Origin of the sequence: Pseudoalteromonas piscicida, from assembly GCF_002744175.1 — a bacterium.
Taxonomy (GTDB): Bacteria; Pseudomonadota; Gammaproteobacteria; order Enterobacterales; family Alteromonadaceae; genus Pseudoalteromonas; species Pseudoalteromonas piscicida_B.
Genome location: NZ_NKHF01000058.1, coordinates 1 through 11,948 on the forward strand (window position 1 = coordinate 1; position 11,948 = coordinate 11,948).

An 11,948-nucleotide genomic window follows, 5' to 3' on the forward strand; every position below is an offset into this window, starting at 1 on the left:
CGATATGCTCAACATCCTCGCGGGGTGAACCCGCTCCTACCACACAACTTTACCGCGGGATAACCCTCAGATGTCACCTATGGTAGGAGGCGCTTTATGCGCCGATTGAAGTCATAAACTTGTCTTCATTAATAGAATTATCACTCCCCCCTTGCAGTGTATACCTATAATCATTACAATCAATTGCAAACAATAATGATTATCACCATCATGAGCTTTTTCTCAATTATACCTTTGTGGTTTGCGACAGTATTGCTTTATTTGGCTAGCCCGAAGCAGCGCTATTTAGTGACCCCAATCAACAAGCCTGCAGCTTATGTGGCTGCAACTCTGTTAGCTGCTACTGGCTTCATTCTCTTGACTCTGCAATTTCCGCTAGTTTCAGCGGCGTTAGCAACCTTAGTTGTGTTGATGTCTTCCTTAGTTTCTGTGACTTTACTCAGCGGATACCCAATTAAGCGATTTTACTGCACCTCAGCAGTGGTGTTTGTTGTTGCGTTATTACTTGGAGGAATAGCAAATGTGGCCTAAAACCTCTCTTGGATTTTTCGTCGGGTTATTGCTATCTATTTCCTTGGTGTTAAACCTCAATCTCCTACTCCCCTTTTCAGAATCCGTACTATTGATGCTTGGTCTAGTACTGGCTTTTCCGATTTGGGCTGGGTTTATGACATGGAGCTACGCGTTTCCAACAGCCAAAGCCGCATGTAAACCTTTATTGGCTATTTTACTACCCTCAATACTACTCAACACAGCACTGTTGTTAATGAGATAAAAAATGAAAAATCAAACACTCAAATCATTAACTGAGGCGCACGCATGGATCGGCCTGATCATTTCGACCGTTCTATTTATTGTATTTATTACGGGCTCATTAAGCTTGTTTAGAGACAATATAAATGGCTGGGAGCGCTCACAACTTACGGTACAGTCAACCCCCTCTCTCGACACCATTGCTTACGATAAAGCTATCGCTAACCTCGAGCAGCAATTTAACGTAGACACCCACCATAGCTTTTTTATGCGCGAGCCAACTGAGCATAACCCATTTATTGAGGCATACTTTGCCAGTCATTTAGACGAGCCACACCCAATCACAGGTGAAGATCATCAAGATCAACACCTGTTACTCGACGCCAACACTGGTGAAATTTTGGCTGATGCCGATCAGTTTGAATTTTCGAGCTTTTTATACGAGCTTCATTATGATTTAGGCTTAGGCCGCGCAGGCCTATATTTTGTGGGGATCATCACATTATTTTTCTTTGTTGCAATTTTAACAGGCGTGGTGATCCATTGGCGCAAAATTGCAAAAAACTTCTTCCAATACCGAACCACAGGCAAGAAAGACAAATGGTTAGACGCACATAATCTTGTCGGTACTATGGGCCTGCCTTTTCACTTAATGTATGCCTTTACCGGATTGGTATTTAACCTTGTGATTATCTACCAAATTTCGTACGCCGTGTTGCTCTACGGTGGCAATCAAACCACGCTGCTGCAAGCGGCAGGATTTAATGAGCCAACAATCACTGAACAGAATAAAGCAGCTCCTGTAGTCGGTGTTGATTCACTGCGCGCGCAAGCACTGCAAATACTTGGTGATGTAAAAATAACCACAGTAGAAATCACTCACTTTGGCGATCAAAATGCCGTAGTGAGCTTCACCGCAAAAAGCAATGATGCCTTCTCTAACTATAAAGAAGTGCAATATACACTACACGATCAAACACAAATCTACCTTACCGAAAACAACTACGATAATGCCGTGCGAGCCGGACTTTCGACTATCGCCAGCCTCCACTTTGGTGACTTTGCAGGCTATGGAATGCGCTTGGCATTTTTGTGTCTTGGCCTAGCTACGGCTTATCTTATCGTCAGCGGCAATTTAATGTGGATAGACAAGCGCGCCAAACAGAAAAAACAAAGCCCCAAAGGCCTGCTTTTTGTTAAGCGATTAACCAGTGGTGCATTTATTGGTGTATTACTGGCTGTAAGCGTTGGTTTTGCATTAACCACTTTGCTGCCAACAAGTCATGTTGACAAGCTAGAAACCGTGAAGTTTTCGATGTTTTCGGCTTTCATATTTGCCTTGCTCAGCAGTCAACTGGCAAAGCATGTACTGTCTTATAGTAAGGTGTTATTGGGGCTCAGTGGGATCACATTTTGTTTAACGGCAACCATGAACCTAGTGTCATTTGCAACCCAATTCACAACCTTACCACCGACTACTCGCCTTGATTTTATCATTGTGATAGGGCTTTTAGCATTGATGACGCTCATCTGTTGGAAAGCTATTATAAGGATCAATTCAACGTCATCAGAAAGTGAAGCAACCACAGAGCACTCACAGCCGCAACTTTCAAATTAGCAAAAAGGGGCATTATATCGCCCCTTCTTTTGTACTGATACAAGTACAAAAGCGATAAATTCCCTCGACTCCCCACATCTAGTGTCTGGTAAAAACCCAGCATCACAACTACCTTTATTTAAACCCACGTCACCGGTTATGCCAACTTTCTTAATTAAGCAAAGTGGTATTAAATAAGGATCTTTTATGGATAAGCAACAACACACACCGTCGGTTTGCCCCTTTGCACATGGTGCGAATACGTCCTCTGAGCACACTGAGCATCAATGGTGGCCGAATAGCCTTAACCTAGATATCTTGCATCAACACGATACAAAAACAAATCCAATGGACGGCGAATTCGACTACAAAACCGAATTTAACAACCTAGATTATCAAGCCTTAAAACAAGACCTTACCCAAATGATGACTGACTCTCAACCTTGGTGGCCTGCTGATTGGGGCCATTATGGCGGGTTGATGATCAGAATGGCATGGCACGCAGCTGGAAGCTACCGCGTGGCTGATGGTCGCGGCGGCGCGAATACAGGAAATCAACGCTTTGCACCGTTAAACAGCTGGCCAGACAACGGGAACTTAGACAAAGCACGCCGCTTACTTTGGCCCATAAAAAAGAAGTATGGCAATCAAATTTCGTGGGCAGACTTAATCGTATTAGCGGGCAATGTTGCCTATGAGTCTATGGGATTCAAAACCTTTGGCTTTGCAGGCGGCCGAGAAGATATTTGGCACCCTGAAAAAGACACCTATTGGGGTAGCGAAAAAGAATGGCTCGCATCATCTGATAAACCAAATAGCCGTTACAGTGGCAAACGAGATCTTGAAAACCCACTCGCGGCCGTCATGATGGGCCTAATTTACGTCAACCCTGAGGGCGTTGACGGCAACCCTGACCCATTAAAAACCGCCGAAGACATGCGTGTTACCTTTGCAAGAATGGCAATGAATGACGAAGAAACCGTCGCCCTCACCGCCGGTGGACACACAGTTGGTAAAGCTCACGGCAACGGTAATGCCGACGAACTCGGCCCAGCCCCAGAAGGCGCCGATTTACACGAACAAGGATTTGGCTGGATGAACCATACGGCAAGGGGGATTGGTTCTGACGCTGTCACCAGTGGCATCGAAGGAGCTTGGACAACTAACCCCACGCAATGGGACAACGGCTACTTTTACTTGTTGTTTACTTACGAATGGGAACAAACCAAAAGCCCAGCAGGAGCATGGCAATGGCAGCCTATTAACATTAAAGAAGAAGATAAGCCAGTAGATGCAGAGGACTCCACCAAGCGCCGTATGCCTATGATGACCGACGCCGATATGGCACTGAAAATGGACCCTGCTTATCGAAAAATTGCTGAGAAGTTTTATGCCGATCCCGAGTACTTTAACGAGGTATTTGCCAGAGCTTGGTTTAAGCTTACCCACCGTGATCTCGGCCCAAAAAGTCGTTACCTTGGCCCAGAAGTCCCCAATGAAGACCTACTTTGGCAAGACCCAGTACCAAGCGTGAACTACACCCTTAACGACAGCGAAATCAGTGCCCTCAAACAGCAAATTTTAGCAACCAATGTAACGCTATCAGAGCTCGTGGCTACCGCATGGGATAGCGCCAGAACATTTAGATACTCTGACTATAGAGGAGGAGCAAATGGCGCCAGGATCCGCTTGGCACCACAAAAGGATTGGCCGGGCAATGAGCCAGAGCGGCTAGCCAAAGTACTCGCTACATTAGAGACAGTACAAAGTAATTTTACACCGACAGTAAGTATAGCGGACTTAATTGTACTAGGGGGTTGCGCAGCCGTAGAGCAAGCAGCTAAAAACGCGGGCGTCGCTATTCAAGTTCCCTTTAGCGCAGGCAGAGGCGATGCGACTGACGAACAAACCGATGTCGAGTCATTTGACGTGTTAGAGCCTGTGCATGATGGCTTTCGCAATTGGCAAAAACAGCACTACCGGGTTAAACCAGAAGAAATGCTACTCGATAGAGCACAGCTAATGGGGCTCACAGCCAAAGAGATGACCGTACTTATCGGCGGAATGCGTGTGCTTGGCAGCAATCATGGTGGCACGGCACATGGCGTATTTACAGATAGCGTCGGCACCTTGAGCAATGACTTCTTCGTTAACTTGACCGATATGGCATATCGTTGGGATCCCGTTGGAGAGAATCTCTATGAAATCAGAGCCCGAGACACCAACACGTTGAAATGGACCGCAACGCGTGTTGATTTGGTTTTTGGCTCTAACTCTATCTTACGTGCATATGCTGAGGTGTACGCGCAAGATGATAGCAAAGAGAAGTTTGTTCGTGATTTTGTTGCCGCATGGACCAAAGTAATGAATGCCGATTGCTTCCATTTTGCTCGCTAGATTGAGGCAAAAGCGCCCGAGAACTATGCAGTCTCGGGCTTGTTATATCAATTAGCTTAACCTAACTTTTCAATTTCTGCTTTTATTGTGCCTTCAGACTTTTTAAATTGATTTATTTTATCCATTAATGGTTTAAGAATGCGCTTTCTTCTTCCTCTGTTTATAAATAGGTAACACACGCCCTGAACCATCCAAAGTACCGTAAGCGCCATAAATACCGCTATAGGCAAGTGTCTTGTTACCAATGGCATGTCGTAAAGCGGTCGTAACACGGGGTGATACATGAGATCTAGCAGCATCGCATAATCCTTTACCGAAAACACAAGATTTGAAATAAACGCGCCAATGCCTAATAAGAACCAGATTGAAACACTGAGTGTAAAGCTATGGCCCATAAATCCATTTGTCCTTGCCTGCTTACCTTTACTCAGGTTGTAAACAAACTCCCTACGAAAATCGTAACTGTGATTGAGATCAACTTCGCTGTAGGCAAAAGCAAGCCAATCGCCAATATCACACATGCCAAGAATGTCTTCACCTAATGAAAAGCGGGCTTCACCCTCACTGGTTTGCAGTACAATTTGCCCTTCAATATTTGAATTACGTTGTCGATGGCGACTCGTAATGGTACGGTCGGTTGAGTATTGGAAGCTATTTCCGCGATAATGATCGGTGCGGATGGTCTGGGTAGTCACAGTTTCCACATCAGACACTGAACTATTCAGTGGCTTATCAATCACTTTGCCAAATAACATACGGCAATACACATCACCTTTGCCATTGGTATATAACGCATTTTTGTGGGTGTATTGCTCAGTGTACTGCACTTCATACTCTTTCATTAAGCCAGTTTCTAGCGCTTTTACATTGCCAGATGGCACTTCTGCTGTCGTCATGTTTTCACCGCAACCAGGGCAATAACTTAACTGAGCGGGTAAACGTTTTTGGCAAGAAAAACAAAATACGTCCGAGTCACTTTGTTGGCGCTCAGCAACATGATATCCCAGATCATAACGGCTAAAGTTAAGCAAATTATCAAGTGTATTAAGCAACGCTTGATACTTAGCCTTTCGTTCTTCAAAGCGCTTTTTACGCACATTACGCTCAAACAAATAGGTCGCTATAGCAACCACGGCAGTGATCCCCGCTGCGCTGTCGAAGGGTAAAGTGTCGGTGCCGTAAAGCACCCAAAACAACAGAGCTGACAACAAAAACCACACGATTGACAGACTTTGCTCACCCGGTTGATACGCCGACTCAAGTATATACTTTTGACTTCCCTCCAAGTGGTTTATTGTGCCTCCAGGTGCTTGATTATGTTGCACCACTTTTTTAGCCTCTCCGCCAAATATACGGTAGTTCAAGGAGAACGGCGTTGGGTTAAACAAAGTCAGGATATCGCCACGCTTTAAATCCTTGAAGAAGTCTTTTTCCGCACTCACAGAAGTGGTATGCACTTGACCTTTTGCATCTTCAAGCTCAATCCACCAATAAGAATAGGTTAAATTATTTTCAGAGTTATTATAGGTCCGCTTGTACAAGTACGTAGACAATACCCTACCGGTAACCAGCTTGGCATTGGGATAAAAATCCTTTATCTCCTCAAACACGTCAGGTTGCAATGCTTCGATGGTTTTCAATTGCATAGACGTATCAAGATCATCACCACAATGACCACAGTATTTGTCATTAATATAAGTCGGTTGGTTACAATGTGTCATAAATTCCTTGTTTATAACGGGTTAAGATTAATCTCTAGGGTTTGGTTTCCTGCCGAAATACTATGCCAACGGCGATAAGGCTGGTATCCCGGAGCGGTTATCTGTATGTCATAGTTACCCGGCTTTACACTCATCTGATCTTGATATCTTGGTTTGATATTCATAATCCGGATCACTGCGTCTTTAACATTTGGCACAATAGTGAGTGTTGCGCGCTGCTCAATGATGTCTTTAAGGTGCGCTTTGGGTACACTGGTTGCTCCCCAGTTTGGTAACTCAGCATCTAACTTTGCAAGGCTGTGTGTAAAAGGCTCCACAGCCTGATAAATACCAGTATTCGCTTCAAACGATAGCCCCAATGGGTGAAGAATAGGCTGTACATGCAACGTCCAACGTAACGCATAAGAGAATACAGGGTTACTGGCCGCTTCTACCTTTTCTAAAAAATAATTAACTGGACTATTTGCATTGGCGGTAAACTGGTTTTGTACCACCAGTACCGGCAAGATTATCAGCAACAAAGTGGGTGTCACTTTTACGCCAATCGCGCCCCATCTAGGCAAGGCCTTATTCCACTCAGGATTAAATACCTCCATCCCTTTCAGAGGTAATTTCACTAAGGTTAAACAGATCAGAAACAAACTCAGCGACATTGAAATCGGTGGGATCACCACTGAACGTAACGCTTGTTTTCCTGCTTGAGCATATTTACCACCGTCATTAAAGTGCACTCTGGCACCTGCAATCATATCAAGATAACGCACGGTGCGTTTTTCTATGTTGGGGTCTAACACATATTGTTTAAAGTTGGCTTGGTTCCAATCCGCCTGCACATTCTCTACATACATATCGCCCATTTGCTCGGCAATTTTGCTTTGTACACTTGGATGAAGCTGAAACGCATGCCACTGTAAGTTGACTGGCAATAATAACCCCTTACGTTGCATCGCCTCATTCCAGCGCTTATCAGCATCCGCCTTAACTTTGGTTGCCACAGCCTGAGCAAATGCCAAACGTTGCTCAATTCGCCACTTTGCAGGTAGTGCCAACCCTTTTGCGCTTAAAGAAGCACGCAAGCGTTGCTGAGTATTATCATGACTACGAAAAGTAACTAAATCAGGGATCCCCATTGGATAACCCGTTTCCTGTTGGAACTGCGCCTGAAAATTCGGGTGAGCAAGTATCAGGCGCTGGTAATGTGTTGGATCATCGGTATATTTATAACGCTTGTCTTTGATACCGCCGTCACCACCCGTTGCCAAGCTTAGTGCTTGCATTGCGGTGTAAATACCGCCAGTTAGTACACCGGCAAGTACCGTATTGGTTGCATTCTCAAGCCCACTCACATCCTCAACAATCAACCAATAATCCGGCTCGATATAACCCAAACCTGCTTTGTCGATTTCTGCTTTGTATCTTGCGTGTAAACGTTCGATACATTGCGCCCTGCGCTCACGCTCAGAGTATTTTTCATAGCGCTCTTGGCAGCGGTTAGTCTGCTTATGATACTCATAGATTTTAGGGCCATATTTTTGCGCACGAGCCTCAGCACGGCCAATGTAGGCCTTGGTAGCTTGCTGGTATTTTTGCCAACCTTGGTTAACTTCTTGCTCTATCGTTTGCCAGTATTCTTGTTCTCTTTTAGGAATATCCGCCAAGGTTTGATTGTACTTATTCGAGCCCTCTGCATACTCTTCGTAGCTTGTAGATAGGCGAGTGTATAGGGTTGAAAAATCTTGATAATGTTGCTCGAAGTCTTGGTACGCGCGCTTTTGAACAAATTGCTTAATAATTTGGTGTTTATGTGACTCCAAATTACTAGCGAGTTGATCATCGGCATAAAGTAGTCCGCCGAACAAAGCCAAAAATGTAAGGTTTTCCGAGCTTTCTAGCGCCTCGGTATCGTATTCAAGTCCAGCTACCTCAACAGCATTAATCGCCAGTGCATCTCTAAAGGCTGCGCTCAGCACCGCATACTCTCGCTGCGCGGCTGAAGATGGCTCTATAAGCATACGTTCTACAAGCATTTTTTGGCCAAAGTAAACCGTTGGCCACACCAAGCAAGCTAAGGTCAGAAGCGTCACAGCACCGCGAAAAATAGACTGGTAAAAAAATCGCGGCAATAAGTCGGCCAGTAATAGAGTAACACCTATCCCTGAAATCGCACGGCCATACACCTCTAACTGTTCAAGCGCATGCTCTTGGGGTGTACCTAGCCCAACCAAAGAAACAAGCTGTGCGTTAAAAATCGCTTCTGGAATTAAGTAAGCCAAGCTCAAAATAAGAAAGAAAGCTCGCCAAAATACTGGCTTATACTTTGGGTTCATCGCTTGCCTTCCCGTAATTCCACTTCAATTGCTTGATTGGTTTCTAGATTAACTTTGCTTTCGCGCTCCTTTGGTCCGGCTTTTGGCGTTAGCATCACCGGGGTGTAGTTGTGGCTCGTTGCACTACCATTGATCGACTTGAGTATGCCGCCAAGTGCTGGGTATAGGCCATTATTAAAATAAGTGTCCACCTCAGAGAGGCGCTCCAGATCAAGGTCCGCGGGTAATGTGGCTAAACGCCGAGTGAATACCGTTGAGCCAGAATAGTCTAATTGAGCGGGCACACCATACTGAGTACAAAACCCATAGATAGTGTCATCAATGATCACCGAGTCAGGTCTTGAACTCACACCGATTTTCTTTAATAACTTACTGTGAAAATGTTGGCCGTTAATGGTGTACGTTGCCACAGGAAGCTGATAACTTTTCACCAAGGTTTTAGTGCGGCTGGATTGCTCAGCGTATTGACGAATATCAATCGCTAGGCCAAAGTTTCTGCGCAACGCTTTTGTGAGCTTTTTGATCCCCTGATGAGAGTCATAGCGGCGCTCTCGGTAACGACGAAGGCCAAAACCAGCGATATTCTCAATGGTCTCTTGGTTATCTTGATATAAATTATCGCTCGCCACCCCTTTTTCTAACTTAGCCTTTAGTACTTCCATTGAGCGTTTTGCTGGACTTTGGATAAAAGACAAGAAAACCTGAGCGTTAATATCACGCATCCGTTCAAGGTTTCTTAGAGTTAAACTTGAATAAAAGTAGCGGCCTTGTCCAATGGTTTTAAAAGCCAAAAAATCAAGCATTTCCAGCTCACTTTTTGTGGCATCGGATTTAATTTCGATATTCAATAACTGTCCATTACCCGCACTTTGAGCAAATATATTCGCCAATTGACGAAAGTTTGGTGGCACAACATCTAGCAGCTGCCCAGATTGTTGATCGCGAGTGCGAAGATATCCCCACTCCTTTTTGTAATTTATGCGTTCGATTCTTCGACGTTTATTATCAACCGTGCCTGTTTCTCTACCAGTGCGTTTGTCGTGATGCACGACCCAAACACCATCTGAGGTTACTTGGACATCCACTTCAACAACATCAAAACCGTTGTCTAATGCATCGATAACGGCATTGAGTGAGTTTTCAGGATAACGAATAGAGCCTCGATGACTTTGCAGTTGGTAATTGCCACATTGTTTTTGGTGCAAAAAATTAATATTGCCAAGCGAGGTACGATAAAAGCCGCGCGCTTCAAACGCTTGATTGAGGGCAAACACCTCAGGATCAACGGGTTTAACATTGCTGTGAGTGGTGTCTGGGCTGCTGTTACAACCAGCTAGAAGTAAAATAAAGAAAGTGATAAAAAATATAGAGTGATGGCTAGATACGCTCATAGTCCGTTGCGATACGTCTTGATAAAAAATGTAATTAGAATTAATTATTCTTTTAAAGTCAATAAGATATATTTAAAACGAAGCTTCACACAAAAAACATTTTGTTTTATTTACATATCGGACACACAGAGAAACAAAATAATATAAAAGCCCACCGACTGCTTACATAATAAAAGTACCTATACTCAACACTCAGTGCCCTCATTTAGTTCGCTGATTATCCAGTCACGAAAAGCTCGAATTTTGGGCCATTCGAAGTGCCGCTCGGGCGCAACTAAGTAGTAACGGTACTCGCACAACCAAGCAAACCCAGGGTAGATCTCTAACTGGCCAAGCGCTAACGACTGTGTAACTAAACGTCGGCGCAGTAAAGAAAACCCTTGTCCTGCAACCGTTGCTTGTTGCACTAAGGCCGCGTTATCTATTTTGAGATTACTAAAAGTATGGCCTGTTAATCCGAGCTGCTTGTTTAACTCAAGCCAAGCCTTTTCATTATCGCGCCCTTCATCATAAATAAAATTCAACTTACAAAGCTGCTCTCTAATTGGCTTATGAGGGTCGATTAACCCTGGGCGATAGGCAATTACAAGTTCGTCTTCCGCTATCAATTCACTCTTAAGACCTTGGTATTCACCAAAACCAAAGCGGATCCCGATATCGATATCATCATGATTGAAATCTGCAAGTTGCTCAGTGGGATCAATACGGAGCTGGTAATCTGGCAAGGTAGTGTTGAAACTCGATAACCTTGGTAGTAACCAACAAGTAGCAAAAGACGGCAAGACTGAAAGGTTTATGGTGCTTGGGTTAGGATCGGATTTTAGCGTGGCAAGACCCATATCTACTTGCCCAAATGCTTTATGCAAATATGGGAGTAACTCTTGACCTTGCTGCGTAAGCAATACCTTTCTGGTTTGCCTTTCAAATAGCATGCACCCAAGTTGCTGCTCAAGCAGTCGGATTTGCTGACTCACCGCAGCTTGGGTAACAAATAGCGCTTCGGCGGCTTGTTTGAAGCTACCCAATTCAGCGGCGGTTTTAAAATACCAAAGTCCTTTTAACGGCGGTGCTTTCATGATCATTTCACTTAATAAAAACTTAACTATAGGGAACAATTTCTCGTTTGTCAGTTTTATGAATGAGCACAATACTTAGTGATGAAATCAGAGACGGAAGGAGTCTTTATCATGAAATACGCAATTATTATCGCACTTTCTTGTATTACGTTCATATCACATGCCAAGCAGGTACAAACTGAAAAAGTATTTACCGATGCAGGTTACCCCTATAAAAACTTAATTATGAAGGCAGAAAAAGTGGAGCTGGTTTATTCTGAACAGCAAAACAAAACGACCTGCCATGTAAAGGTGTACCAAGGTGATACACTGCTCGAAGGTGAACCGGTTGAAGTATCCAATCAGTCCTTTTCAATTACCCCAGTGCAAAGTTGCCTAGCACGTCAAAACGCAAAACAACTTTTAAGCTTACTCTAGCGCACATTTGACATTTGCCAATCCGATAACCTATTTGGGTTGGCACGTGATACCAACACATTAATTCTCCAACCAATGTGTTGGTTGAAATACTATATTGGTAATTTCTTACCTACCCACCCTAGAAATTGTAGCATTTAAGTTAATAACTTCAATTTTAAAGCGTCAATATGTTGCATAGTAAAAGTGGCTTTACCCCACGGTCATACTCCGTGGTAGAAGCGGGTTCACCCCGCGATCATATCCCATGGTAGGAGCGGGTTTACCCC

General features: G+C 44.1%; 9 protein-coding genes. 5 read left to right on the forward strand and 4 right to left on the reverse strand.

The genetic code is table 11. The annotated features are described in order from the left end of the window. Positions 1-195: 195 nt before the first annotated feature. From CEX98_RS13060 to katG, 4 genes are all read left to right on the forward strand, one after another. Entirely contained in the window at positions 196-531 is a 336-nt protein-coding gene (locus CEX98_RS13060) for a hypothetical protein (protein ID WP_099642501.1), read from the forward strand. Continuing rightward, positions 521-775 (forward strand): hypothetical protein, encoded by a 255-nt coding sequence (locus tag CEX98_RS13065; protein ID WP_099642502.1) that lies wholly within the window; start codon positions 521-523, stop codon positions 773-775. The genes CEX98_RS13060 and CEX98_RS13065 overlap by 11 nt, the downstream gene beginning before the upstream one ends. 3 nt (positions 776-778) lie before the next feature. Continuing rightward, positions 779-2,371 carry a PepSY-associated TM helix domain-containing protein gene (locus CEX98_RS13070; protein ID WP_099642503.1) on the forward strand — a complete coding sequence of 531 codons (1,593 nt, stop codon included), beginning with the start codon at positions 779-781 and terminating at the stop codon, positions 2,369-2,371. A gap of 186 nt (positions 2,372-2,557) precedes the next feature. Continuing rightward, on the forward strand, positions 2,558-4,747 hold the full coding sequence (katG, locus tag CEX98_RS13075) for a catalase/peroxidase HPI (RefSeq protein ID WP_099642504.1): 2,190 nt from the start codon (positions 2,558-2,560) through the stop codon (positions 4,745-4,747). A gap of 56 nt (positions 4,748-4,803) precedes the next feature. On the opposite strand, the gene CEX98_RS13080 is transcribed toward katG, so the two are convergent. The 4 genes from CEX98_RS13080 to CEX98_RS13095 all read right to left on the reverse strand — a co-directional run bounded on the left by CEX98_RS13080 (position 4,804) and on the right by CEX98_RS13095 (position 11,262). After that, positions 4,804-6,468, reverse strand: a complete 1,665-nt coding sequence (locus CEX98_RS13080; RefSeq protein WP_099642505.1) for a hypothetical protein — start codon at positions 6,466-6,468, stop codon at positions 4,804-4,806. Between the two features lie 11 nt (positions 6,469-6,479). Continuing rightward, a complete protein-coding gene (locus CEX98_RS13085) occupies positions 6,480-8,795 on the reverse strand; it encodes a hypothetical protein (protein WP_099642506.1) in 2,316 nt (771 codons plus the stop codon). Beyond that, positions 8,792-10,186: a glycerophosphodiester phosphodiesterase gene (locus tag CEX98_RS13090; RefSeq protein WP_099642507.1), complete on the reverse strand. Its 1,395-nt coding sequence runs from the start codon at positions 10,184-10,186 to the stop codon at positions 8,792-8,794. Before CEX98_RS13090 ends, CEX98_RS13085 begins: the two co-directional genes overlap by 4 nt. Before the next feature lie 185 nt (positions 10,187-10,371). Continuing rightward, a complete protein-coding gene (locus tag CEX98_RS13095; protein WP_099642508.1) occupies positions 10,372-11,262 on the reverse strand; it encodes a LysR substrate-binding domain-containing protein in 891 nt (296 codons plus the stop codon). A gap of 111 nt (positions 11,263-11,373) precedes the next feature. Here CEX98_RS13095 and CEX98_RS13100 point away from each other — a divergent pair, with 111 nt between their 5' ends. Further along, positions 11,374-11,679: a hypothetical protein gene (locus CEX98_RS13100; RefSeq protein ID WP_099642509.1), complete on the forward strand. Its 306-nt coding sequence runs from the start codon at positions 11,374-11,376 to the stop codon at positions 11,677-11,679. Positions 11,680-11,948: the final 269 nt, after the last annotated feature.